Origin of the sequence: Aquirufa aurantiipilula, assembly GCF_019923745.1 — a bacterium.
Taxonomy (GTDB): Bacteria; Bacteroidota; Bacteroidia; order Cytophagales; family Spirosomataceae; genus Aquirufa; species Aquirufa aurantiipilula.
This window is the reverse complement of sequence record NZ_JAANOG010000002.1, coordinates 211,103-237,668: the sequence shown is the minus strand read 5'-3', so window position 1 is coordinate 237,668 and position 26,566 is coordinate 211,103. Positions and strand designations below refer to the sequence as shown.

23 protein-coding genes are annotated in these 26,566 nt (G+C 38.0%); 11 read left to right on the top strand and 12 right to left on the bottom strand.

Translation table 11 applies throughout. From position 1 onward, the window contains the following. The first annotated feature begins 46 nt into the window (after positions 1-46). On the top strand, positions 47-1,516 hold the full coding sequence (locus G9H60_RS02910) for a cryptochrome/photolyase family protein (RefSeq protein ID WP_223142608.1): 1,470 nt from the start codon (positions 47-49) through the stop codon (positions 1,514-1,516). Here the strand turns inward: G9H60_RS02910 and G9H60_RS02905 are convergent. From G9H60_RS02905 to G9H60_RS02890, 4 genes are all read right to left on the bottom strand, one after another. After that, a complete protein-coding gene (locus G9H60_RS02905; protein ID WP_223142607.1) occupies positions 1,491-2,573 on the bottom strand; it encodes an FAD-binding domain-containing protein in 1,083 nt (360 codons plus the stop codon). The two genes, G9H60_RS02910 and G9H60_RS02905, sit on opposite strands and share 26 nt — an antisense overlap. Further along, entirely contained in the window at positions 2,573-2,866 is a 294-nt protein-coding gene (locus tag G9H60_RS02900; RefSeq protein WP_317197215.1) for a TIGR03643 family protein, read from the bottom strand. The genes G9H60_RS02905 and G9H60_RS02900 overlap by 1 nt, the downstream gene beginning before the upstream one ends. After that, the gene (locus G9H60_RS02895; protein WP_223142754.1) at positions 2,841-2,978 is read right to left on the bottom strand and encodes a DUF2256 domain-containing protein; all 138 of its coding nucleotides are present in this window, start codon (positions 2,976-2,978) and stop codon (positions 2,841-2,843) included. Before G9H60_RS02895 ends, G9H60_RS02900 begins: the two co-directional genes overlap by 26 nt. 116 nt (positions 2,979-3,094) lie before the next feature. Then, the gene (locus G9H60_RS02890; protein ID WP_223142606.1) at positions 3,095-3,541 is read right to left on the bottom strand and encodes a nuclear transport factor 2 family protein; all 447 of its coding nucleotides are present in this window, start codon (positions 3,539-3,541) and stop codon (positions 3,095-3,097) included. A 192-nt stretch (positions 3,542-3,733) separates the two neighbouring features. Here G9H60_RS02890 and G9H60_RS02885 point away from each other — a divergent pair, with 192 nt between their 5' ends. The 3 genes from G9H60_RS02885 (at position 3,734) to G9H60_RS02875 (ending at position 9,590) form a co-directional block, all read left to right on the top strand. Next, positions 3,734-5,011 carry an alpha/beta hydrolase-fold protein gene (locus G9H60_RS02885; RefSeq protein ID WP_223142605.1) on the top strand — a complete coding sequence of 426 codons (1,278 nt, stop codon included), beginning with the start codon at positions 3,734-3,736 and terminating at the stop codon, positions 5,009-5,011. Positions 5,012-5,402: 391 nt separating this feature from the next. Then, on the top strand, positions 5,403-6,803 hold the full coding sequence (locus G9H60_RS02880) for a S8 family peptidase (protein WP_223142604.1): 1,401 nt from the start codon (positions 5,403-5,405) through the stop codon (positions 6,801-6,803). Positions 6,804-7,010: 207 nt separating this feature from the next. Continuing rightward, the gene (locus G9H60_RS02875; RefSeq protein ID WP_223142603.1) at positions 7,011-9,590 is read left to right on the top strand and encodes a zinc-dependent metalloprotease; all 2,580 of its coding nucleotides are present in this window, start codon (positions 7,011-7,013) and stop codon (positions 9,588-9,590) included. Positions 9,591-9,655: 65 nt separating this feature from the next. Here G9H60_RS02875 and G9H60_RS02870 read toward each other — a convergent pair whose 3' ends face one another. The 3 genes from G9H60_RS02870 to G9H60_RS02860 form a co-directional block, all read right to left on the bottom strand. After that, a complete protein-coding gene (locus G9H60_RS02870) occupies positions 9,656-10,708 on the bottom strand; it encodes a DUF4407 domain-containing protein (protein ID WP_223142602.1) in 1,053 nt (350 codons plus the stop codon). Between the two features lie 4 nt (positions 10,709-10,712). Beyond that, positions 10,713-11,270 (bottom strand): hypothetical protein, encoded by a 558-nt coding sequence (locus G9H60_RS02865; protein ID WP_223142601.1) that lies wholly within the window; start codon positions 11,268-11,270, stop codon positions 10,713-10,715. A 320-nt stretch (positions 11,271-11,590) separates the two neighbouring features. Further along, positions 11,591-12,487 (bottom strand): PIG-L family deacetylase, encoded by an 897-nt coding sequence (locus tag G9H60_RS02860; protein ID WP_223142600.1) that lies wholly within the window; start codon positions 12,485-12,487, stop codon positions 11,591-11,593. A gap of 74 nt (positions 12,488-12,561) precedes the next feature. On the opposite strand from G9H60_RS02860, the gene G9H60_RS02855 reads away from it, so the two are divergent. Further along, positions 12,562-12,879, top strand: coding sequence for a SelT/SelW/SelH family protein (locus G9H60_RS02855; protein ID WP_262899928.1), 318 nt, complete (start codon positions 12,562-12,564; stop codon positions 12,877-12,879). A 21-nt stretch (positions 12,880-12,900) separates the two neighbouring features. On the opposite strand, the gene G9H60_RS02850 is transcribed toward G9H60_RS02855, so the two are convergent. Next, entirely contained in the window at positions 12,901-13,725 is an 825-nt protein-coding gene (locus G9H60_RS02850; protein ID WP_223142599.1) for an SGNH/GDSL hydrolase family protein, read from the bottom strand. Positions 13,726-13,972: 247 nt separating this feature from the next. Between G9H60_RS02850 and G9H60_RS02845 the strand changes: the two genes are divergently transcribed. Genes G9H60_RS02845 through G9H60_RS02835 form a run of 3 tightly spaced genes read left to right on the top strand, consistent with a single transcriptional unit; the run spans position 13,973 to position 16,696 of the window. Continuing rightward, positions 13,973-14,779, top strand: a complete 807-nt coding sequence (locus G9H60_RS02845; protein WP_223142598.1) for a hypothetical protein — start codon at positions 13,973-13,975, stop codon at positions 14,777-14,779. 11 nt (positions 14,780-14,790) lie between these two features. Then, on the top strand, positions 14,791-15,693 hold the full coding sequence (locus G9H60_RS02840; protein ID WP_223142597.1) for a helix-turn-helix domain-containing protein: 903 nt from the start codon (positions 14,791-14,793) through the stop codon (positions 15,691-15,693). 13 nt (positions 15,694-15,706) lie between these two features. After that, the gene (locus tag G9H60_RS02835; protein ID WP_223142596.1) at positions 15,707-16,696 is read left to right on the top strand and encodes an aldo/keto reductase; all 990 of its coding nucleotides are present in this window, start codon (positions 15,707-15,709) and stop codon (positions 16,694-16,696) included. Positions 16,697-16,775: 79 nt separating this feature from the next. Here the strand turns inward: G9H60_RS02835 and G9H60_RS02830 are convergent, their stop codons facing one another. Then, on the bottom strand, positions 16,776-17,294 hold the full coding sequence (locus tag G9H60_RS02830) for a carbohydrate-binding protein (protein WP_223142595.1): 519 nt from the start codon (positions 17,292-17,294) through the stop codon (positions 16,776-16,778). Positions 17,295-17,741: 447 nt separating this feature from the next. On the opposite strand from G9H60_RS02830, the gene G9H60_RS02825 reads away from it, so the two are divergent. Then, positions 17,742-18,686, top strand: coding sequence for an NAD-dependent epimerase/dehydratase family protein (locus tag G9H60_RS02825; RefSeq protein WP_223142594.1), 945 nt, complete (start codon positions 17,742-17,744; stop codon positions 18,684-18,686). Positions 18,687-18,699: 13 nt separating this feature from the next. Further along, entirely contained in the window at positions 18,700-19,887 is a 1,188-nt protein-coding gene (gene kbl, locus G9H60_RS02820) for a glycine C-acetyltransferase (protein ID WP_223142593.1), read from the top strand. A gap of 143 nt (positions 19,888-20,030) precedes the next feature. Here kbl and G9H60_RS02815 read toward each other — a convergent pair whose 3' ends face one another. The 3 genes from G9H60_RS02815 to G9H60_RS02805 form a co-directional block, all read right to left on the bottom strand. After that, positions 20,031-21,503: a multicopper oxidase family protein gene (locus G9H60_RS02815; protein ID WP_223142592.1), complete on the bottom strand. Its 1,473-nt coding sequence runs from the start codon at positions 21,501-21,503 to the stop codon at positions 20,031-20,033. 240 nt (positions 21,504-21,743) lie between these two features. Further along, on the bottom strand, positions 21,744-24,227 hold the full coding sequence (locus G9H60_RS02810; RefSeq protein WP_223142591.1) for a cation-translocating P-type ATPase: 2,484 nt from the start codon (positions 24,225-24,227) through the stop codon (positions 21,744-21,746). 207 nt (positions 24,228-24,434) lie between these two features. Beyond that, on the bottom strand, positions 24,435-25,292 hold the full coding sequence (locus tag G9H60_RS02805) for a glycerophosphodiester phosphodiesterase family protein (protein ID WP_223142590.1): 858 nt from the start codon (positions 25,290-25,292) through the stop codon (positions 24,435-24,437). 156 nt (positions 25,293-25,448) lie between these two features. Between G9H60_RS02805 and G9H60_RS02800 the strand changes: the two genes are divergently transcribed. Beyond that, positions 25,449-26,558 carry a Gfo/Idh/MocA family protein gene (locus G9H60_RS02800; RefSeq protein ID WP_223142589.1) on the top strand — a complete coding sequence of 370 codons (1,110 nt, stop codon included), beginning with the start codon at positions 25,449-25,451 and terminating at the stop codon, positions 26,556-26,558. Positions 26,559-26,566 lie beyond the last annotated feature (8 nt).

The following is a 26,566-nucleotide window of genomic DNA, read 5'->3' as shown; positions in this document are numbered from 1 at the left end:
AACATATACATTCACAGGTAGTTAATCCAAAGAGATATCAATATACATGAAAGCATTCCTCATTTTTCCCCATCAATTATTTGAAGAAGCTTTGGATCTACCCAAAGATCAAACATGTTACCTGATTGAGTCAGATTTATATTTTAAACAATACAATTTCCATAAACAAAAGCTTTTATTCCACCGGGCTAGCCTCCAGTATTTTGCTAATGTATTAACTCAACAAGGTTTCCAGGTATGTTATATTGAAGCTCAAGATCCAAAATCTGATGTTATTGAGCTTATATCATCCTTGCAACAGGAAGGCTTAAGCGAACTAAGCTATTTTGATACCCATGATTATTTGCTAGAAAGAAGAATACAACGTGTCTGCCGAGTTCCCAAGAACAAAATTCCAAGTCCAAATTTCTTAAATCACGATATTCAAATTTTGGGCAACAAAAAAACCTATTTTCAAACAGCTTTTTATATTCAACAAAGAAAAAATCTTCACATTCTGATAGATGATCAACAAAACCCCTTGGGTGGTCAATGGTCATTTGATACTGAAAACCGAAAAAAAATACCCAAAAACACCTTCATTCCCCAACCATTCCCTGATCTTACAGGAAATCAATACATGGAAGAGGCTAGTCGATATGTACAAACCCATTATCCTAATAACCCAGGAACCTTAGAGAAACCTTTTCCAGGAAGCTATTATCCATGCACACATGCCGATGCTGAAATGGCCTTGGACCAATTTATACATGACCGACTTACTCATTTTGGTGCTTATGAAGATGCCATCATAGCACAAGAATCTACCTTGTTTCACAGTGTACTAAGTCCATTGATCAACGTAGGGTTATTGAACCCTGCTAAAATCATTTCAAAAATTGCTCAAGCACAGGCACCTTTGAATAGTTTAGAAGGTTTTATCCGACAAATCATAGGTTGGCGAGAATTTGTTCAATTGCTTTATCAAAAAATTGGTACACAACAGAGAACTTCGAATTATTGGCAATTTACCAAGGAGATGCCGGAAGCATTTTACACCGCCTCTACGGGAATTGAACCCGTAGATATGACCATTCGAAAACTACTAAAAACAGGTTATTCACACCATATTGAACGCTTGATGATTCTGGGGAATTTCATGCTGCTTTGTGAAATTAAACCTAATGCTGTATATCAATGGTTCATGGAAATGTACATAGATGCCTACGATTGGGTCATGGTTCCCAATGTTTATGGCATGTCTCAATTCAGCGATGGGGGCTTAATGACTACCAAACCCTATATCTGTGGCTCTAATTATATTTTAAAAATGAGCGATTATAAAAAAGGACCTTGGCAAGCCGTTTGGGATGGATTATTTTGGCGTTTTCTAGATAAGCAGCGAGCCACTTTTTCCAAAAACCCTAGATGGGCCATGCTTATAAGTACTTGGGACAAAATGCCTTCCGACAAGAAAGAATCACATTTGCTACATGCAGAGAATTACCTAGCTACTCTTTTTCCAAGCGTTTCTTGAGAGGATTCCAGTAGGAAAAAAAGCTAGGAAAATCACCTATTAAATCAGGAGCAAGGAAAGGATAAGCTTCTCTAGTACCTTCCCAATGCGAAAGAATAGGATGATCTCGAAAAATACCTCGACAGCCTAAATCAGCATATTCACCATAAAATACCTGCAAATTAGGAATCTGACTTGCTAAATCTAGTATGAATTGGATAGAATGCGGCGACATCGGGAAGCGCTTGAAATGAGAAGGCTCCATAACCAAAATTCGATTTCCCACCTCCCCTGCATGAAAATGTGGATCTAAGGTATAATGTGAAAACACGAATGTTGGTAGATCTGTATGTATTCGAGGAACTTCAAATGGGATATTCGGTTCAGGTGGGGTAAAGTCAATCTGCTCTTTAAATCTGTCGGGAACAGATAAATGAGGTAGCTCCTCATAACTACAATCTAACAAGGTATTTCTTTGTTCACTATGGGTATAATGATTGATGTTTTCTTGATTAGCAAAATAGGGCTTATTACTAAAAGTAGCTGCGCACCATTGCCAACTAAGTGCATTACTAGCCAAATCACCATCCAACAAATGATAGTACAGCCAAGCAGCAGGACCTGACCAATGATAATGAGCCACGTTGCAAGCAAGAGAAGCGATATACATCCGAAGGTGGTTGTGTAAATAACCAGAAGAGAAAAAAGAAGTCAAATGCTCGTCGATGGCATCAATTCCTGTTTGGGCATGAAAAATAGCCTCAGGAATTCCATGGTGCACTACTTCTTGTTGAGGTTGTCGGATATCTTGAAAAATACCATCACCGAGTCGAAACCAGGTTTTGGTATAATACTCGCGCCAAGCTAATTCTTGAATGAATTTCTCCATTTCAGAAAAGCTAAAGCCTCGGTTTTTCAATCGAGCAATGACATCTGGAAGCGTAATAAATCCACGAGATAAATAAGGAGAGAGGTAAGAAACACCTCCGTCCACAAAATTCCTGCTGCGAGCATAATGCAGTGGATCAAAGCTGTCGATTCGTTGATATACAGCTTCTAGACTTCTTGGGAATTCCATTAACGTTTGCTGATTTTATTCAGGCTGATGCTGCGCTGTAGATTACACTTAAAACGAGGATCTAAGCTCACTCTTTTTAACAGATGTTTGGTGTTTCTTCCAGACATTCTTTTGCGCCACATTTGAAAGCTCGATTTTTTACTATTCATTCGCATGAATTCAATGACTGCTTTTTCTTTTAGCCCAAACTGAAACTCAATGGCTTCAAATGGCGTACGATCTTCCCAAGCCATTTGTATGATTCGGTCCTTATCTTCTTCTGTTAGCTTATTTATTTCTTCGACACTTTTCACTGCAATAGATGATTTTATCCCAATCTCGTTCCCATTTTTTACGCCAAGAAAATGGTCTGGAACAAACAGGACAAGTTTTAAAGGGTAAATGCTGTTTTTTAATTCCTTGCATAAACTAGTCACGAGAATTGAACTAATAATAAATGAATCAAAGACCAAACTAGAGCCAAGAGAAAAGGTTTAAATTTTCATCTATTAAATGCATTAATACAATGATTAATGCCTTTATCATTTATTCATAGGAGTGGAATGCATCATTCGGATTTTCCAACGACCGGATTGATTCACCAAAACGACACTTTCCAGCCAGCGAGCATTGCGGATTTGATCACCCCGACGAATTACTGCTTGGTTCCAATAGCTTACCCATGCCATATCTCCTTTTTGTTCTGTGGTCAAAAAGGTAAAGCTATTTTTCCTTTCATAGAGCATATTAGGATTGGGTTTAACCTTACTAACCAAGGTGTCATTCGTCCAAATCATACCCGCTTCTAAGAGTACAAAATCAGGAGTTGTATTCTCTCGAAATAAAGCAGTATTTAACTGGGAAAAACCATCAAAAAACCGAATGATGGGTTGATGAAGACTATCCACTGGAGCTTGTGCCAATAAATCCGACTTTCCAAGCAGTAAACTAATGAAGCTATAGCCTATAATCTGAATGAGCTTTTTCATATGTAAATCAATATAAGATTTCAAATGTAAATATGTTTTCAAGATAAATGAATATCAGATTACAGACTAAGTAATCTCCCCTTCGAACCTCAAAATCAATCAAAAAAATGGATAAAATCATATTTTAATACGATTTGCAAGCCCATTTTTTTCCAAATATTAGCTACATTGACAAAAAAAACACCTCAAAAGATGAAGAAAAGCCTGTATATTTTTGCGCTCCTATTAGCCATGATTTCATTTACTAGTAATGCTAAACCCACTGGATCCTACAAACTAGTAGTGGAAGGATTTGACTGGGGAGCAGGGGTAAATAAGGTGATTTTAACATTATCTGATACGACTTCTATTGTTTCAGCAAGCGAGTTCTCTGTTTTTGCCTCTCGGAAATCCTACGCAGGCCCTATTCCTGATGATCAATCTACAGGTAAACGAGAAATTGTAGGAGCCTACGTCTCCGATGCAACAGGAAATCGAGTGAAAACGGGTAAAAACATTACTTTGGTATTATCCGTTGGGCCCCAATTAGCCATCAGTTCACCCATTCAATATTTTAGAAGCAAAGGAAATGTTTGGGTCGACTATCAATTAACCATCATTCATGCAAAAACTCAACAAGTTTGGGATAACAATACTGGGAAAATCATGCCTTTAATTGACCAATTTGACCTGACGGGAAAATATAAATTCAATGATCAATTAACCATGTCCTACGCTACTTTCAGTCCGACTGTCAAAAAAGATAAAGCCCCACTAATCATTTGGTTACATGGAGGTGGTGAAGGAGGATTTGATCCGACTATTCCATTGTTAGGTAATAAAGCAGCCAATTATGCCTCAGAAGCTATTCAATCCATTTTCGAAGGAGCTTATGTATTATCTCCACAGTGCCCTGGAGCATGGATGCACAATGCCCAAAAAGTTAGTACTCAAGGTAAAGAGAATGATGTTTACAATGAAGGTTTAATGGCCTTGATCAAAGATTATGTCAAGTCTAACTCCAATATTGACCCAAACCGAATCTATGTGGGAGGCTGCTCCAATGGAGGCTATATGGCCTTGAAACTAATTTTACTTTATCCAGACTATTTTGCAGCAGGATACATCTCTGCCTTGGCCTATCGCTCGGAATACATTGCTGATGCTGACATTCAAAAAATCAAAGCTGTGCCCATTTGGTTTGTACATTCCAAAGATGATGCCACCACCATCCCTGACTTAACGGTAGTACCCGTTCACAAAAGATTAGTGGCTGCCGGAGCTAAAAACGTTCATTTTACCTATTATGAGCATGTGAATGATATTACCAACTTCTATGGTGGTAAAGGATTTCAATACAATGGACACTGGTCATGGGTTTACTTGCACGAAAATTTACCAAGAACAGACCTTGATGGATCCTTGGTAAAAGTAAATGGAAAACCAGTGAGTATCATGGAGTGGATGGCCGCTCAGAAAAAGGGGAAATAATTCATCATCGAAAGCCAAAAAAGGAAGCCCCTCATGAACATCATGAAGGGCTTTTATTTTATTATCATGTTGGGAATCGAAGTCCAAAATAAAATCTCATAAATTCTTAGCTAAACATATAAACATTGAACAAATTCGCTTAGATATTTAGGCATAAATCTAAATTAATTCGAGTACCTGACAGAAAAAAAATAGGTGATTGTTTGAATTAATTTGATGATAAATGTCAATTTTACCACCATTTAAGTCAAAAAATTGTAAAAAATTAAGATAAAATAGATTTGTATTTTAAAATAATCCAAATGTATTATTACATTTACCACGTGTTCGAATTTATTTAAGATGTGTTCTAGATTAAAAATGAAACTTTCTAACCTTAAAAAATCGAATAATGAAATCGAAAATTGCAATCGTTCTTCTGGCAGCTATTACCTTTTCTTGCCAGATGCAACTAGATGAATTAGCCTTATCTCCTAACAACAACAACGGCAATTCATCTACTCCAGGTTTATCTCAAAATTCAAATTCTGGAAGTATTATCTCAAACGAAGTATTAATTAAATTCAAAAGTGGAATTTCTGAATCAGGAAAACTAAATGCGCTTAAGGCTATTTCGGGAACTATTCAAGAACAAATCATCACACAAGAAATGAAAGAAGGTGGCGATGAGGGATTCTATGTAGTGAAAACGAATATCAATGCCATCGAAGCCATCAATCGTGCTGCTGGTAATTCATTAATTGAAGTTGCGGAACCCAACCAAATATATACCCATCAACAAACAAGTGTTACTCCAGACGATTTATATTATGGTACTGGTCAACTTTGGGGCTTAAATGGTACTTATGGAAGTAATGCCAATGTGGCTTGGAACAATAACAATATGGGTTCATCCACAATATATGTAGGTATCCTAGATGAGGGCGTTATGTTTAACCACCCAGATTTAGCCAATAACATGTGGACCAACCCAAATGAAATAGTGGATGGTTTGGATAATGATAGAAACGGCTACATCGACGATGTTCGTGGTTGGGATTTTGCCAACAACGATGCTTCCGTTTATGATGGAGTTTCTACTAATGACGTAGATGCACATGGTACACACGTATCAGGAACAATTGGTGGAGTAGGAAATAATTCCATCGGTATTGTCGGAATGAATTGGAATGTCAAAATCATCCCCGCTAAATTTTTAGGTACTACTGGTGGTTCTACTGCCAATGCCATCAAAGCAATTGATTACTTGACCAATTTGAAGAAAAGTAAAAACATCAATATTGTAGCTAGCAATAACTCATGGGGTGGCGGAGGCTATTCTAAATTATTATTGGCTGCTATTCAACGTGCCGACAAAGCAGGGATACTTTTCATTGCTGCAGCTGGAAATGCTGGAACAAACATTGATTTGACCAAATCCTATCCTGCAAGTTATGTTTCACCCAATATCATTGCTGTTTCAGCAATTGATGTCAATGGTTTAATTACATCTTGGTCAAACTATGGAGTTAAAACTGTAGCATTAGGTGCCCCAGGTGCCAACATTATTTCTACAGTTCCAGGTCCCAATGGAGTAGGCTATGCTGCTTACAGTGGTACATCCATGGCAACCCCACACGTTACTGCAGCAGTTGCACTTTATGCAGCTAAAAACTATCCAACTAGTACTAGTCAAGCTGCTTCCCAAATCATTAAAAAAGCCATTATCAATAACACCATTGCCACTCCTTCATTGAATGGAAAGACAATAACAGGTGGCCGATTAAACGTAGGAGTTGTAGGCTTCTACTAGTATTTTACACAAAGCATATCCGTGTTTTAAAGGCCTCTCTTTTCATAGAGAGGCTTTTTGTTTTCTCTATCTACTACTCATAAAAATATTCATGGGAAAAATGACCAGTGGTTTGTAAAGTATAAAGTCCCTGATTAAATTCCCTCTTAAATCCACTTTAGGAGTATCGTCGAAGTGCGAAATCCTTGTAATCAAACTAAAAAATACATGAAAAAATTACAACTGACCTTTGCCATGGCAGTCCTGCTGATGAGTCAATCTCCAGCAGCATTTGCCCAAGGCAATAAAAAAGTAGAACCCACTAAAACTCCCCAAGCAGCAGCTCCTAGTGTTGAAGCAGCTAAACCAGATGCCAATAAAAAAGGCCCAAAACCTTATAATAAGGTAGTAGATAGCACGGCTGTTACTCAAAGAGGATTAATTGATGTCCATAAAATGGATCAAAAATTCCTATTTGAAATACCTGCTTCACTTATTGATCAAGAAATCATGACCATCACCCGATTTTCCAAAACGCCCGCTGGTGGAGGAATTTTTGGAGGAGAGGAAGTAAACCGACAAGTAATTCAATTTGAAAAAGGCAATAACAATAACTTATTGTTACGTTCCATCACCTATGTTATCATGTCGCCCGATGAAGGAAAACCATTAGCTCAGGCAGTTAAAAACTCATCAGCTAATCCTATTGTGGGTATTTATGACATTTTAGCTATTAAAAAAGATTCTACTGGAAAAAAGGAACTATCCTATGTCATTGACATGACCAGCACTTTTGATTCTGACATTCAAACATTTTCTTTGGACCCGGTTAGAAAACAAATGCTTAGCATTCAAGCCTTTCAAAAGGATAAATCTTTCATTCAAAAAATCAGCAGCTTTCCTATCAATACAGAAATTAGAACAGTAAAAACTTTTTCTACGGTACCTGCTCTGCTTTCTTTGAGTCCAATGCCTAGAATTGGAGCCATTTTACCAGCTGGAGCTGATGCTGGACTTTTGACCTTGGAATTAAATACCTCCATGATTGCTCTTCCTAAAAAACCGATGCGCAAAAGAAGCTTTGATGCACGTGTAGGTTTTTTCGCGAATCAATATGGCGTATTTGAAGAAGAATCTCATAAAGCGGATACCGATGTTTTTGCCGTAAGATGGCGCTTAGAACCTAAGTCGAAGGAAGATGCAGAAAAACAGAAAAAAGGTCAATTGATTGAACCCGCTAAACCTATTGTATACTACATCGATCCAGCAACACCAGATAAGTGGAAAAAATACATCAAAGCAGGTATCGATGATTGGCAAGTGGCTTTTGAGCATGCTGGTTGGAAAAACGCTATTCGTGGAGAATATTGGCCAGCTAATGACCCAAGCATGAGTTTGGAAGATGCTCGTTTTTCAGTAGTTCGCTATTTTGCAGCTGATATTCAAAATGCTTACGGTCCTAATGTACATGACCCAAGAACAGGTGAAATCTTAGAAAGTCATATTGGCTGGTACCACAACATCATGTCTTTATTGAGAAATTGGTACATGGTTCAAACCGGAGCCGTGGATCCTAAAGCGCGCAAAAAACAATTTGATGATGCTTTAATGGGTGAATTAATCCGATTTGTCTCTTCTCATGAAGTAGGCCATACTTTAGGCTTACGTCACAACATGGGAGCGAGTTCGGCCACACCAGTGGAAAAACTACGTGATAAAGAATTCCAAGAAAAAAATGGTCATACCTCATCCATCATGGATTATGCTCGTTTTAATTATGTAGCTCAACCAGAAGATGGAGTAACTCATTTATTCCCAAAAATTGGTGATTATGATAAGTGGGCTATCAAATGGGGTTATTCATACTTTGATGATGCCAAAAGTGAGAAAGAGGAAAAAGCAATCTTGAATGATCTAACCAAGGAAGCCTACAAAAACCGTAGACTTTGGTTTGGAACAGAAGTTAGCCCCTATGACCCACGTTACCAAACAGAAGACATTGGTGATAATGCCATGATTGCCTCAAATTATGGTATTAAAAACTTACAAAGAATTCTACCTAATCTAATTGATTGGACCAAAGAAAACGGCGAAAGCTATTCTGAATTAGATGAACTTTATAGCAATGTTACCGGGCAATTTAGAAGATACCTAGGTCATGTTACAAAAAATGTGGGAGGTATTTACGACAACCCTAAAACCTATGACATGGCGGGAAATCAATTTGAAATTGTACCAAAAAACATTCAAAAAGATGCCGTTTCTTTCTTAAATAAGCAACTATTTGCCACACCTACTTGGTTACTAGACCAAAATATTTTAGGCAAAATCAATCCAGAAAATGGAGTTGAATCCATTAAATCCATGCAAGATGCAACCTTAAGTAATCTTTTGGTAGGCGATCGCATGGTACGTTTGATGGAAGGTTCTTCCTTGAACAAAAACAATTATTCGGTGGATGAATTAATGACCGATTTGCGTTTGGGTATTTTCTCTGAATTAAAGAGCCAAGCTTCGATCGATATTTTCAGAAGAAACCTTCAAAAACTATTCATTGATAAGGTTGCAGCCTTATTGAATCCAGGTAATGCACAAGTGAGAGCCATACCAGTAGGTGTGACTTATGGCTTCAAAACTCGAGTAGTCAATCTAAATCAAACCGATTTGCCATCGATTGCTAGAGGGCAATTGTTAAGCCTGAAGGACAGTTTAAAAGCAGCCTCGGCAGGTTCATCAGACCGATTGAGTAAATTACATGTCTTGGATTTAATTGCTCGAATTGATAAAGCATTAGATCCTAAAAAGTAATTTAGGACAAAGAACACAAAAAAACCTCCCAGAAATTGGGAGGTTTTTTTTATGCATCAACTAGTCTATTTGGGTAAATCTTGAATTAATTTAGATGATGAGCTAATTATTGAATCAGAACCTAAAGCTGCATTCCGCTTATCTTCCAAGGCCATCAAACGGCGAATCCGAATATTTTGTTGGTAGTCGACCACCCTTTCATAATCATTTTCATGGTGATTGCTTTTGATGATTAGAACCAAGGATTCAATCAAGAGAAAAAAGAAAAACCAGATTAAATAGAAGATTAAAGCAGTGGGATAAGGGTCAAATTCCAGTAAATAATTAATTAATGCGTTCAATTCATCCAAAAAGCCAGGCTTACGATTCAAAATTTCTTTGGCCTTGTTCTTCACTTCAGACGCATATTCCTGCCCTTTCTGGATTTTCTCATTTTCCAAGACACTTATCTTGGAGGCAATCGATGCCTGAAAAGCCCGCAAATTAGCAATCTCAGGGTTGGGGATTCGATTACTTTGTTGTTCACTAATTAAATTACCCGCCGAATCATATCGCTTTCCACCTCCCCCACCTGCTAAAGTAGCCGGCAATTTCAAAACTTGTGTTTGTAGTTTTTGAAAATTGATTTTTTCAACGGTAATGGTGCTATCCAGTTGAGAAATAGCCGTTTGATAGACATTTTTAGCAATATTACTTTCTTTTAAAGCCTTGGCTTCTACGGATTGTTGAGCTATTTTTTGAATGTCATTGGCAAACAAATATTGATCGATGATACTTGCACCAATGACTGCCACAATAATACCCAATAAAACTCGAAAGAATTTGGCCCAGCTATTCAGCTTGGCAGAAAGAATAATCTGACGCTCTATTTGAACTATCAAAACCGCCATAAAAACGGAACCTAGTAAAGATAACCAAGGACCAAAATTGAGGTATTTATTGGAAAATATATAGCCAATGATGGACCAAATGAGTGTGATAATGACTAATGCCGAAGTGATTTTCTTTTGATCACGTTTACTCGCTTCAGAGCATTCAGATAAAATCTGGTAATTGTGACCCGATAAGAAACAACCGAAGCGTAGCCAAAGGTCTTTAGGGAGTGCTTGCTTTTCCATATTTTTATACGTTACGATGAATGATATTAGCCATAGAAAGAGCCGCCAAGCCTTTATTGAATCCTCGCTTATACGCTAAAACTATGCGAGTAGAAGTACCGGTATCTTGGATTACATCCAACTTAATTTCTTCCATAGTCTTTAGTCGATCCAAACAAATGTCTCTTCTAGACTCTAGTTCTTCTACTAAATCATGGAGATCGGCCTTTCTACGAGAATTGATATGAAAATCTATTTCTTTGAGATATTCCTTAATAGCGATTTCTGCCTCGTGAATATCTGCTTGTAAATCCAGTTTGATGATGGAAATATTATCGTCGCGGTATTTATTATCGGCTGTAGTCAAAGCGTCTTGATAGCCCTCCATCTCATAATCATGTCGAATACGATCAAAAATTCGCTGCCAAGTAGAATCGGATCTTCCTGCAAAATGAGGCTTTCGCAGGTCTAAACTAGGGTTCAGTTGCTGGTCAATTCTGCTAGCCTCCTCCTGCAAAGAAACATCAGGAATAGCCCTTTCCTCGGGCTTATTCCCTCCAAATACATAATTCCAAATTCCCATAATGATTTAATTAAAAATGTAGGTTGATTTTTTTCGTCGAATAAATGACGATTGATTGCTATTTAGGTGGATTGAATACGTAGAAAAGGAACAAAAGCAAAAAGTAAGTCTTAAAATTTTCTAATAAATAAAAATTAGTACAAACGGCACATTCCAAGTCTAAAGCTTGATTTTAATGGATGGAGAAGTCCCATAAACCAAAGAAATTTCATAGGTCCATCAAGTGAATACCTAACGAAAGTAAAAGCATGCGAATTGCAAGGAGATAGCTATTTATCTATCCCTAACTTGTAGAAAACTAGAAATTTTGTGGAAAAAGACTATTTGGGTGCTGCAAAACCACTAGTAGCCAATTGTTGGAATAAATCGCGCACCTGAGATATACCTTGGGTGTCATTGATGTCAAAATATCGATACACTTCAAAATCCGTCTTGTGGATACCATTTTCTTGAATGGCGCCTTGAGATTTATAAGCTGCAATAACCCAATCAGCCACAATTTTATAGCTCACTTTATCATTTTCCTTGAATCTAAAGGCTCTATTCAAAGTAAATGTCGGGGCATTTTCTTTAATTTTCGTTTCTGGAAATCCTTCCAACATATTGAAATCGACAGGCTTGGAATTTGCTGACAATGGACTTCCTGCGATGATGATGGGTTTGTGTGGACCTTTGAATCGCTGTACAGCCCGAAGTGCCAGTAAAACAGCTGTTTTATGATGACCGTGCTGACCAGCATGTGGCAACATCGTAATGACAAAATCATATTGGCGTTCGGCTAGGATTAAATCCAAACGTTTTTCAACAAAGGGAATATCCCAGTTTTTACCTGAAATATAAGGTTTGGGATCTAGGGTATACCAATCATCTGGTTGCTCCATGAAATAGATATTGCGCAAGCCCATGATTTTAGCGGCATCCAAAATCTCTTGCTTTCGAATCAGAGGCAAATGTGTTCTAGCCACCAAAGAATCGGTTAAGTTTAATCCGTAATACATCGCACCTAGTTGGGAATCCGCAAAACCTCCTCCCCCATCCGTCATCACAGCCATATCCACAATTCCCTTCAATTCATGCGTAATCTTAAATAAGCTCACAGAAAAACCCGTTTCATCGTCTGGATGGGCCGTCACAACTAAAACTTTGGGCCCTTGAGCTGAAGCTGAAAAAGTGATACCAATGAATAAAAAGATTAAGAGGATAGCAGAAGATCTCATCAATACAATAGGTTTAGGTTGGCTAATATTAATAGAAGGGGTAATTTTTCAATAAATTAGGTAAATTTATCCGTATGATTGGCAATTTTAATGCAGCAATTTTAGACCATAATTCCATGAAATCCAGCTTGACCATTTCCTATTGCCCCAAATGCCATTGGCTGCTACGAGCTGCTTATGTGGCTCAAGAAATGTTGACCACCTTTGAGGCTGAACTTGGTGCTGTAACCCTAAAACCTAGTGAAATTTCAGGAGAATTTGCTTTGCATGTCAATGAGGAACTTTTTTTTGACCGTAAAACAAATGGCGGTTTTATGGAAATTAAAGAATTAAAGCAAAAACTTCGAGATAAAATCTGCCCAGAAAAGGCCCTGGGTCATTCCGATCGATGATTGCTAATTTCACTCTCGCTTTTACCACTTTTTAAAGATCTTAACCAGCTCCTTAGTGATCATTTCATAGCCTTTGTCGGATGGATGCAAGCCATCATACGTGACATTGGATGCCTCCACTGGATAAGGATACTCGTCGCTAGCAGGATTAAATGGTACATCCACAAATTCAGGATAAGTAAATTTTTTATATTGACCTGTAGCCGGATCTTTCAAGTATTTAAACTGAACTAATTTGGCATGATCCATCCCTTTTTTATGGTATAAATCCACCACAGGTATTCCTTCCAGCTTAGCTATGGCTACAATGGCATCGGCAAACTGCTCCAATTTCTGGCCGTTTTTTTCTTTATATGAACCAAAGGCATTATTCTTAAAATTATTGATATACACAAAATCAACTCGTTGTAAAGGTGTAATCAAAACTATCTTGGCTTGTGGATTTAAGCTTTTTAATTTATTCATAATCACCCGAAAAGAGCCATTCACCGTAGCTAAACCGGTATTATTTTCATAATCGGACAATGTCCCCAAAGGCTTAGAACCCCACCAATCATTAGTTCCTAGAAATATCGAATAGACGTCGGCCGAAGGAATATTTAGCTTCTCGATATCCGTAGCAATCTTCACTGCCGTCCAGCCATTATATCCTTTATTGATATAATGAAAAGCTGGTAACTTTTCCACTACTCGCGTCATATATCCTTTCGTAATCCGATTACCCGTTTCATCAGGATGTTCATTTAAATAAGTAATGGAGTCGCCAATGGCCACCCAAGTTATATTTTGAGGCCTAAATGAACTTTGAAATAACAGGATAGCAAAGAGGATAAATAGTTTTTTCATGGTTGCTTGTAACTAGGTTTTGATGGATAAAACTAAACAGTCTTTCTTCCATTTGTAAGATTTAGTAAAAGTAAGAAAAATTCAAATTTACCCACATGGAAATAAAAATGAAATACATCCATGGACTAGACCCCAATTATCCGTCAGAAAAATTGTTTGATTTTTATAATTTTCGATTTGATTTATATAGAGTTTAATTGCAAAAATTAAAGGAAATTTGCATTTGAAAAACAAATCCATGTTTGATATGAATCTTTTTACTTTATCCTATATTTCTGTCAAGTCGGCCATCATTGGCTTGATGGCGCTAAGCATTTTATGTGTTTCGACGCCTTCAAAATCAGAGGAAAGTCCAGCAGATAGCTCCAAAACAATATACCATATCTCAGGCAGTGCCTTAGTAACTCAAACAGGAATTTCGGTGATTCCGACCTTCACTTTGGGGAAACCTGCCACCATTTTTGATCTTTCTGTAGGCAGTGAAAAGTTTGCATTTGAACCTCAACTGCGTTTTTCTCTTGAAGGGAAACCTTGGTCCTTCTTATTTTGGTTTCGCTATAAAGCAATCCAGACATCAAAATTCAGATTGACGATGGGAATGCACCCTTCGGTGGCATTCAGAAATTATGTGACTTATGATCGAGTAGGTAATTCCAAGGAATTATTAACTCCGCATCAGTATTTAGCTAGTGAATTTGCCCCCAATTGGATTCTGTCAAAAAAGATTAGTGTAGGTGCATATTACTTATATTCTCATGGAATGACAGAGGGCGCTACCAACAATACACATTTCATGACCATCAATAGCAGTATTTCGGCCATTCCTATTGTAAAAAACACCTACTTGAGACTCAATCCCCAACTATTTTATTTAATCATGGATAATCAGGCTGGAACATATGCTACCATGTCTTTGAGCTTAACAAATACCCATTCTCCCATCAGCATCAGCTCCATTTTAAATCAAAAAATCAATTCGACTATCCCAGGAAATGATTTTGTGTGGAACATTGCACTGGTTTATCAGTTTCACAAGAAATTTAAAACTTTGTAGAAGTTTTGACCATGGAAAAATTAATCAACTTAGAAGAGTTTTATCGAAATAAATTCAATTGGGTTCCTGAAAATCTAAAAAAAGATTGGGGGCATTTTAATGTCTTTGCATTAGACCCTTACATAGGTATCAAGGCAAAACCTACTCCGTATAAAAGGCGTGATTTTTACAAAATCACATTAGTCAAAGGACAAGGCCGGATTCACTATGCCAATAAATTTGTGGATGTAAAAAAGCAGGCAATCGTGTTTTCTAATCCCATGATACCCTATAAATGGGAGGGTATTGAAAACTTCACGAGCGGTTATTTCTGCATCTTTAATCAAGATTTTTTCAAACAATTTGGGAACATCAATAGCTACTCCATTTACCAGCCACAAGGCGTACCAGTTTTTGAATTAAGTGATGAGTCTTATGCTCAATTGGAAGGTTTATACCGAAGGATGATGGAAGAAATCAGCTCTGATTATATCCACAAGTATGATGTACTTCGAAATTTAACCTTTGAAGCCATTCATAGTGCATTAAAATTACAGCCAGCCAATGCCAGTAAACATAGCCCAGTCAATGCCAACCAAAGGATTTCCATGTTGTTTCTGGAATTGCTAGAACGTCAATTTCCCATAGAAGAAACACATCCTGTCATTCAGTTAAAAAATGCTTCCGACTTTGCCAATCAATTATCTGTGCATGTCAATCATCTGAACCGAGCGATCAAAGAAACTACCCAAAAAACAACCTCTCAAATCATAGCTGAACGTATTGTTCAAGAGGCTAAGGTCATGTTAAAATTCAGTGATTGGAATATCTCCGAAATCGCTTTTGCTTTAGGCTTTAATGAAGTGAGTTATTTCAATAACTTCTTTAAAAAAAATACGAGTTTAAGTCCTTTAAAATTTAGAAATAGCAAATAATCCATCCTATATCATGAAAAAAAGAATCTTAGGTAACAATCTGGAAGTCTCTGAACTAGGGTTAGGCTGTATGGGAATGAGTTTCGGCTATGGCGACAAAGCCGATGATCAAGAAATGATTCAACTCATGCATGAAGCATTTGACCAAGGTATTACCTTTTTTGATACAGCAGAAGTTTATGGTCCCTATATCAATGAAGAATTGGTAGGTAAAGCCTTGGCACCATTCAAAAACCAAGTGGTGATAGCCACTAAATTTGGCTTTAAAATGGATCCCAAAGATGGCAAAATGATTGGTCTAGACAGCAGCCCAGCCAATATTCGTCGAGTGGCTGAAGCATCTCTAAAACGATTGAAGGTTGATGCCATTGACCTTTTTTACCAACACCGCGTAGATCCAGAAATTCCTATAGATGAAGTAGCTGGAACGGTGAAAGACTTGATCCAAGAGGGAAAAGTGAAACATTTTGGCTTGTCCGAAGCAGGTGCAGCAACCATCCGAAAAGCGCATCAGGAACAGCGTGTGACGGCCCTTCAAAGTGAATATTCTTTGTGGACTAGAGAGCCTGAAAAAGAAATCATTCCTTTGTTGGAAGAATTAGGAATTGGTTTTGTACCCTTTAGCCCATTAGGTAAAGGTTTCTTGACGGGTAAAATCGATGTAAATACGGAACTAAAAGAAAACGATTTCCGTAAAACACTTCCTAGGTTTACCGTAGAGGCCAGAAATAACAACCAAGCGCTTGTCGATTTGATAAGTCTAATTGGTCAAGAAAAAAATGCCAGTTCTGCCCAAATTTGCTTGGCCTGGCTTTTAGCTAAAAAACCATGGATTGTACCTATTCCGGGAACTACGAAACTCCACCGTCTGCATGAAAATGCGCAATCGGTCAATTTTCAACTCAATCCAAAAGAAATCGAAGAAATTGAAAATGCCTCCACTAAAATTCAAATCCAAGGTGCAAGATACTCGGAAGCAGCCATGAAAATGGTTGGCAAATAAAGGTAAATTAATTCCAAGGTAGCTTAAGGTATCAAAAACAGGCATAGATTCCCTTACCTGTTTTTTTTACCCCTTCAAATTATCTCAATACAATTTCGCGCAAATCCAAAATAGCCCCGCCTGCTTTAAATTGAGTCTTTGATTTAAATTCGATTTTTTGAAGTCCGGCCGCTAGATGTATCTTCCCTCCTTTTAAAGTTCGATAAGTTTCCCAACTACCACTTGGAAGCACCTTTCCTATCAATTGAGAGGTTGGGCTCGACAAAATAAATTCTTTGCCGGCTTCGGCATTATCCACTGAATAAATAATATCTACCTGATAATCTCCTGCCTTCTGTATATCTACTTCCCATTCTACACGGTCTTTGGAAGTAAACCAACCAAAAGCCTGAAATTCAGGCATGAATTTAATATCAGGACCTATCGCTTTACCTTTCGCGGCAGTAAGATGGTATTGTCCTTGAGCGCCCTTTACTATACGGGCTGGCAGATTTGCTTGAAAATCTTTTTTTGGTTTGCCAGAGTGAAGGGAATACTCAAAAAAGGGTGAATGAAGTCCACCAAAGAACCAGGTGAACAGAATAATGACATGTAACATGAAGTTTGATTAAGGTTTAGAAATTCCTTAAAAATAGCTAATAATCTGAACAGTACATAGGAACAAATCCCCTTAACCTTGGCATTCCATCATATTTTTACGTCCTTGCAGGAAATATGAACCCATCTAACCTTTTACAACATGGCTAAGGGAATGAATTCCAAAAAAACTGAGAAAAAAGAAGCTACCAAGACTCCTAAGGAAAAAAAGGAAGCTAAAAAAGAGAAAAAAAACAAGTCAAATTACTAATGCTGAGGCAACAAGAATTCATTTACACTTGCTTGCTTTTGAAAAACAAAAACACCTTTCATCCACAATGGGAGGTTTTTTTGTGCATTAATCAGAAAATTCAAAAATAAGAATACAGCACTTCAGGTATTTCCACTAAGAAACAGACATTGGACTTACATTTTTTTTACCTTTGCCTATCTACTCATCAATAAGCTTATGCCAGAAAAAATTTTGGTTCTGGGTTCCAATGGTCAAATTGGTACTGAACTTGTCAATTCCTTACGAAAAGCCTACCATAACGACAATGTCGTGGCCTGCGATATCCGTCGGCCTGATTACGAAACTTTACATGCCGGCCCATTTGAATTTGTCAATGTCCTAGACAAAGACATGCTTAAGGATATTTATCAAAAATACCAGCCAACACAAGTCTATTTATTAGCCGCTTTACTTTCCGCCACGGGAGAACAAAACCCGAAATTGGCCTGGGATCTAAATATGAACGGCTTATTGAATGTCCTAGACTTTTCTTTGGCTTATAAAACAGCAAAAGTATATTGGCCAAGTTCCATTGCCGTTTTTGGCCCAAACTCTCCTAAGCAACAAACCCCTCAATTCTGCACCATGGACCCTAACACGGTGTATGGAATCAGTAAATTAGCTGGAGAACGCTGGTGTGAATACTACCATCAAAAGTACCAATTGGATGTTCGCAGTATCCGCTATCCAGGATTGATTTCATGGAAAGCAGCTCCTGGTGGAGGTACAACAGATTATGCCATTCATATCTTTCACGAAGCGCTAAAAAAAGGTTCATATTCCTCGTTTTTGTCTGAAGGAACTGAGTTGCCTATGATGTATATGGAAGATGCCATTCGAGGAACAATAGAACTGATGGATGCCTCAGCTGATAAGATTCATATACGATCCAGTTATAATTTTGCTGGTTTAAGTTTTACACCTGAAATGTTGGCTGATGAAATCAAAAAGCACATTCCTCATTTCCACTTAAAATACGCATCTCATGACCCAAGACAAGCCATAGCTGATTCTTGGCCAGCCTCCATAGATGATCAATGTGCGCACCAAGATTGGGGTTGGAAACCTGAATTTGATTTAAGTAAATTGACTCAAGACATGATTAGTAACCTCAGAAAATAATTCATCAACGATTATGTATCAAACCTTACAAAAACCTCTACAAGAAGAAATACAATCCATCAAGGACGCTGGATTATTCAAACAAGAACGCATCATTACTAGCCCACAAGGAGCTGATATACAATTAAATACAGGACAAGAAGTAATCAATTTTTGCGCTAATAATTATTTGGGTTTATCCTCCCATCCTCGGGTCATTGAAGCCGCTAAAAAAGGTATTGATTCTCATGGATTTGGCTTATCATCAGTCCGTTTTATCTGCGGAACTCAGGATATTCACAAAACATTGGAACAGAAAATTTCTGAATTTTTAGGAACGGAAGATACCATTTTATATGCGGCAGCTTTTGATGCCAACGGTGGGGTTTTCGAACCTTTATTTTCTGCGGAAGACGCTATTATTTCGGATGAACTGAACCATGCATCCATCATTGATGGGGTACGTTTGTGCAAAGCTCAGCGCTTTCGCTATAAGAATATTGACATGGAAGATTTGGAAAAACAATTGATCGCAACACAAGGATGTCGTCATCGTATCATTGTGAGTGATGGCGCTTTTTCCATGGATGGATCTGTGGCACCCTTGGATAAAATTTGTGATTTAGCTGATAAGTACCATGCTTTAGTTATGATAGACGAGTGCCATGCCAGCGGATTTATTGGTAAAACAGGCAGAGGAACGCATGAACATTTTAATGTAATGGGCCGCATTGATATCATTACAGGTACCTTAGGAAAGGCTTTGGGTGGTGCTTCTGGAGGATTTACTTCTGGTAGAAAAGAGATTATTGAATTATTGCGTCAGCGTTCAAGACCCTATTTATTTTCCAATACCTTGGCCCCAGCTATTACGGCAGCTTCTATTGAGGTCTTAGAATTATTGACTGAATCAACAGCACTGCGCGACAAATTAGCAGAAAACACGGCTTACTTCCGCGAAAAAATGACGGCTGCCGGATTTGATATCAAACCCGGCTTCCACCCCATCGTTCCGGTGATGTTATACGATGCCAAAGTCGCTCAGACCTTTGCCGCGCGCATGTTGGAAGAAGGTATTTATGTCGTTGGTTTCTTCTATCCTGTAGTAGCCCAAGGAAAAGCTAGAATTCGTGTTCAGCTATCCGCGGCCCATGATAAATCTCACCTAGACAAAGCAATTGCCGCATTTACCAAGGTGGGGAAAGAGCTGAAAGTAATTTAAAATTACAATTTATGAATGATGAATTGTAAATGGTGGATTGTGAATGAGATGAGATTTTCTGATTGAAAATACCAAAACTTCTCTATCTATTTACCATTCACAATTCACCATTTATAATTTATAATCTATCATGTAGAATTCAATTAAGGTATAACCAAAAACTGCCCCATCATGCCTGCATCTTCATGGTTTGCAAAATGACAATGGTACATGAATGGATGTTTAGTCGAGGTGAAATCGTCAAATTTAGCCAGGAAAGTTACAGATTCTCCCACGGGTAAATAGACGGTATCTTTCCATCCACTCTCATGAATCCCTACGGTTCCCGAACTTCTAGAGATAATTTTAAATTGCACATCATGGATATGAAATGAATGACCAAAAATATTGTTGTTCATGATAGTCCATTTCTCTACCGCATTAAGCTTAATGGTCTGGTTAATGGTTTGATGATCATATGTTACATTATTGAATGAAAAGGCGGGTCCATTCGGTTGACCACCTGTCACCATCAATATCCGACTATTCGTAACTTCAGAAGCTGACAATGTAGTTTGTTTCACCAAACTGCTTGGGACCGCTGTTATTGGATTACTGCTTGCAGCCGCTACATTGATACGCAAGAGGTTAAAATCTTTATTGTTGAGCAGACTACCAAATTGTCCACTTTGAGCGGGCTCACTTCCTCCAAAACCTGCTGGCAAATTGGAATTATACGCTTTAAAATCCAGTGAACTACCCGCTGCATCTTTACTCAAATCCAATAAAATTTCGATGCGTTCTCCCACTACCAATTTCACTCTTGTTACTGGGACAGGGGTTTCCAATAGGCCCCCATCATTGGCAATGATGTAAAAAGTTCTATTATCAGAAAAACCTAAGTTATAGCCTCTTTCTATTTCGGCATTTAAAATACGTAAACGAACCATTTGTTTAGGAAGATTCATTTGGGCATTGAGTGTCCCATTGGTCAATAAATAATCTCCATAGGCTGTAGAATAATCAATGACATTGGTACTGGTAAATTTCCTACTCGTCAAAACAAGGGGAATATCATCTACCCCATAAGTTCTTGGAAGCGCCAAGGCTGCTTCCTCTGGATCTTTGATAATAATTAATCCTCCTGCGCCCAAGGAAAGTTGTTTTGCTGTCAATTCATGTAAATGAGGATGATACCAATAAGTAGCCGCATTATTCATGACCTTAAAATTGGGACTCCATGTGGTACCTGCTAATACCTCTTGGTGAGGGCCTCCATCCATTTCAGCTGGAATATGAAATCCATGCCAATGACTGGTGGTGGTTTCACTTAAATTATTTTTCACATTAATTTGAACTTGATCTCCTTTGTTCATGATCAAGGTTGGACCCCAAAAATTAGCCCCATTATACCCATAGGTATTTGTCACACTTCCCGAAAAAAACTGCTTAGTTGATTTATCCAAACTTAAATTAAAGGTCGTTCCTGTTAAAGTAGGTGGAATCCAAAGATCATTGTAGCTAGTACTGGTGGTATTAGGGCTTGTTGTGGTACTTGTGCTCGGAGTAGTTGCGATTTCTTTGGTACAAGCACCCAATAATAGCGCAAGACCCAGCAAAGAGAATGAATGTTTCATATTCAGTTATTAGCAGTTAATGTTAGTTTTTAGGTATAAGTTACTGAGAATTTAATTTAATTTAATTTAAGTTAAGTAAATAAAACTAAAGAATTCGGTTTGGCAACATAATATCAAACGAGGAATCCATTTGCTCTACCAAACATTTAGTAAGCTCTAAACATGTAACACTCAACCAACAAGCAATTCATGTATCAACTGAAATTCAAAACCTGACATCCATAATTTACAATTTATAATTCACAATTTACCCTTCCCCCATTTCACCACCTCTAAAATGGCCAAAAGGCTGCAAGAAGCTAAGAGTACTAATTTAAAATGGGCAAAACCTGGAAACTCAAAGCTGAATAAAACTTGGAGATATGGAACGTAAACAATCAGCAATAAGACAACAATAGCTGTTATGGACACAAAAAGAGCCATGATGTTTCGTTCCACAAAGACATGGAGAAAACTGCGAGTATTAGATAAACTAGAATAGATAAAAAAGATATTTCCTATAATCAGAGCTGAAAAACTTATGGCTCTAATTTCATTATCGCTATGCCCCTCCTTCCAAGAAAACCAGAAAACAAGCAAGACCATAATCAACAACAATAATCCTCTTGCAATGGACCTAAACAATAAATTTATGCCAAAAAAAGTAGCTTGTGCATCACGGGGTGGACGAGACATTATGGCTCTTTCTTCCACTTCTGATTCAAATGCCACGGAACAGATAGGATCAATTATCATTTCCAAAAACACAATGTGTAAGGGTAACAAAAGTAAGGGCATGAATTCAAACATTGCCGGTAGCAAGGTTAATCCAATAATGGGAATATGGATGGAAATGATGTAAGACATGGCCTTTTGAAGGTTATCAAAAATCCTTCTGCCCGAACGTATGGCCGCTACAATGGAGGCAAAATTGTCATCCAATAATACAAGCGAGGAAGCTTCTCTCGCAACATCTGTCCCTTTATTTCCCATGGCTATCCCTATATGAGCTGCTTTTAAGGCTGGGGCATCGTTGACACCATCGCCAGTCATGGCAACTACTTCATGGTTTTGCTTCAATGCATTGACGATACGTAATTTCTGCTCTGGCTTAATCCGAGCAAATACCGTATAATCCCCGATACAACGTTTCAGCTCCTCATCACTCATTTGAAGCAATTCTTCCCCGGAAAGCACTTCCTTAGCATGACTAAGTCCTATCTGCTGGGCAATCGCACTGGCTGTTTTGGGGTAATCTCCGGTAATCATTTTTACTTGAATCCCTGCATCAAAACATTCTTGAATCGCTGATGGAACCTCCGGACGAATTGGATCTTGCAAACCAATGAGTCCCCAAAAATGACAAGTTAAATTTTTTTGTTCCTCTGGCAATTCTCCCTTCCATTCATCTGTTTTAGCAACGGCTATTACTCGAAGTGCTTTGGAAGCCATATTTTCTAATACTTCATCCAGTTTAGCCCGTTCATTGGAATTCAATTGACATAGTCCAAAAATTGCCTCAGGTGCCCCTTTTGAAAAGCACTGCTGATTTCCATTTGCTAGATGATACACTTGCGTCATCGCTAATAAATCGGTACTCAGTGGATATTCTTTTAACAAAGGAAAAATCTGTGAGGCCTCTCCTTCCAATTTCTGTCTGGTTTGGAAAATCGCCATTTCCATGGGATCCAGAGAAGAGGCATGTGAAGCTAATTCTGCCGCTTGGATTAATGGCAAGAGCCTAATTTTTTCTTGTTCAAAATCCGATTCATCCACCAAATCCCCCTGAACAAAAAGTTGCATTATTTGCATCCTATTCTGAGTAATAGTCCCAGTTTTATCACTACATAAAACCGTGGTAGAACCCAAGGTTTCAATGGCAGAAGGATTTCGTGTTAATACCTGTATTTTGGATAATCGCCAAGCACCAATGGCTAAAAATACCGTAAAAACCACGGGAAACTCTTCGGGTAAAATAGCAATGGAAGTTGATAATGCATTGAGAATCGACTTGACTAAGCCTCCTCGGGTAAGATAAAATGCTAAAAAAACGGCTAAGCTGATACTTACTCCTATCCATAATAAGGAACGAATCAATTTCTTCATTTCAACTTGAAGCCGCGTTTCACTAGAATTTAGACTACTTAAACTAGCTCCAATTTTCCCCAATTGAGTGTATTGACCCGTTTCAGTAACTTCAGCCAAAGCTCGTCCCTGGACAACCATCGTTCCACTAAATATATTCCCAATATCTCCAGTAGTATTCAGCATTTTCTGCACAGCGATGGATTCACCCGTGAGCATGGATTCATCAACCATCAAATTGTTGATTTCCAACAAACGAGCATCTGCAGGAACGCGGTCTCCTTCAGATAAGGATAAAATATCACCAGGCACGACTTCCCTTCCGGGAATTCGAATAAGCTGTTGGTTCCTTATGACCTTGGCCCTAGGCGAGGAAAGGTTCTTCAGTTTTTCCAAAGCCCTTTCTGTCTTTTGATATTGGTAGAAAGTAATGAAAATGATGACCAAGATAAAGCTCAACAACATTAAGCCTTCTCGATAATCCCCTAAAAGCATATACAGCAAACTACTGAAAATCAACAAGATAAACATTGGCTCTCGGATTACCTCCAGCACAATGACCCAAATGTTTTTTTTATCTGCCCCTTGAAGCTCATTAAATCCATATTGCGATAATCGCTGTGCTACTTCTGAATCAGATAAGCCTGGACGCATTTCCATGGAATGAAAATTATTCGTGTTTAATATTCAGGGACTGGTATTAGATCCTATGAACAATGATAAGGATATAAGTAATGTAGGAAATTATAATGACAGAATTTGGTATTGGACCTATAATTAAGCCAAGTATCCTTTTGTACTTGAATATAAAACCCAAATTCTCATTTCTTTTCTCTATACCTCAACCTTAAAACTAATAACTTATTATTACCTATATTTTCCTTGACTTTTCAAATATTCCTTCAATTTGGCAGGTTGATCTGTTTGAATCATATTGGCACCAAATTTCAATACTTCCTCAAAGGCTGCAGCTTGCTGGCTTCCCTTAAAATCCACCGCTCCTAAAGCATTTATCCATACGCGAGCCGGAATTTGCTGAATGGCTTTTACCACTTCTGGAGTATAATGACTTGGATCAATATGAACAGCTTGAGGTTTAGCACCTGAGGCTACTAATTTCTTAACTGCCTCCTCGTTTTCTGTACGAATCATGATTTGGAAGTTTTTATTCTTCTTTTGTAACATCACAACCTCTTCAGGTTCGTACACAAAAAAGAAACAATTTTTCTCCATTTTCATTCGATTCACCAAAACAATGATGGAGTCCAATGTAGCATCATCTTTAATATCAAGGTCAATCAAAACTTTTCCTTTGGCTAATTTAAATGCTTCTTCCAAAGTTGGAATTTGTTCATTTGTTATTTGCTCATGATGCTTCAAACGCAATTTTCTAATTTCCTCAAAAGTAAAGTCTGACACCAAGCCTTTGGCGTTTGTCGTTCTATCCACTTTCTTATCATGCATCAATACCATATATCTATCTTTGGTAAATCGTACATCCAACTCCATGATGTCGACACCCAGCTCTATGGTTTTTTTCAAGGCTGCCAATGAATTTTCCGGTTCTTCCAAATGAGCTCCCCGGTGGGCTGCAATCATCACTAAAGGATCTTGAGTAGAAAGGTATGATTTTTGAATTTTCTTAAAATAATCGCTGCTTTTTTGAGCGTTTAGCGATGTCACAATTAGGCATAAGAAGAAGCCTAAGAAATAGGAGGTTTTCATAATATGAAGCAAGGTTTAGATAATTAATAAAACAAAAATAGCTCATATTGCCTAGAAAGCGCATTATTCAGGATAAATTAAAATTGCATTCATTTTATCTTTTATTTCTTTAGATTTAAGGCATTAAAAATCACCTATTTAAATTTTGAACAGACCATGAGTTCTCGTCGTAATTTCATTCAAATGGTTTCAGCGCCCTTAATCGCTATGCCATTTTTTTCTCCAGCAGAATCAATCCATGAACATAGCATTGCCTTGGAAGATGGCCCAATCTTAAAAGTAGCCTTATTGGGATTAGGTGGATATGCCAATATTGTGGCTAAGGCCATGGTCAACTGCAAAAGAGCCAAAATCACTGCATTGATTAGTGGCACTCCTAGCAAATTAGATCAATGGGGAGATAAATACAATGTTCCCCAAAGCCATCGCTTTTCGTATGAAGAATTGGATAAAATCAAAAATAATCCTGACATCGATGCCGTGTACATCATGACTCCCAACCTACGTCACCCTGAGTTTGCCATCAAAGTTGCCAATTTAGGTAAGCATGTGATTAGTGAGAAACCCATGGCCACCAATGTAAAAGATGCTCAGCGTATGATTGACGCTTGCAAAAAAGCAGGAGTGAAATTATTGGTGGGTTACCGTATGCACTTTGAACCCAATACCCTGGAAATAATCAAAAGAAGAGAAGCCGGTGAATTTGGCAAAATCTTATTCTTTCAAGGTTTATCAGGTTTTATTATTGGAGATCCCAAGCAATGGCGTTTGAATAAACAATTAGCGGGAGGAGGCTCGATGATGGATATTGGTATCTATTCCATCAACGGTGCACGCTACATGACTGGTGAAGAACCAATTTGGGTGACTGCCCAAGAAACCAAAACTGATCCTGAGAAATTCAAAGATGGGGTTGATGAAACCATACAATTCCAAATGGGATTCCCCAGTGGTGCCGTTGCTTCCTGCCTTTCTACCTATGCACTCAATAATCTAGATAAATTTTACTTGAATGGCACCAAAGGTTTTGCCGAAATGATGCCTTCCACGGGTTATGGACCCATCAAAGCCAAAACCAATAAAGGGGAATTGAGCTATCCACACATTACCCATCAAACAACTCAAATGGATGAATTTGCCGCTATTTTACATGATGGCAAAGTTCCCAAAATACCTGTAGATGGTGAAGAAGGCTTAAAGGACATGAAAATCATCGAAGCCATTTTTGAAGCGGTCAAAACGGGCAAAAGAGTAAGTTTAAAATAAATACGAAA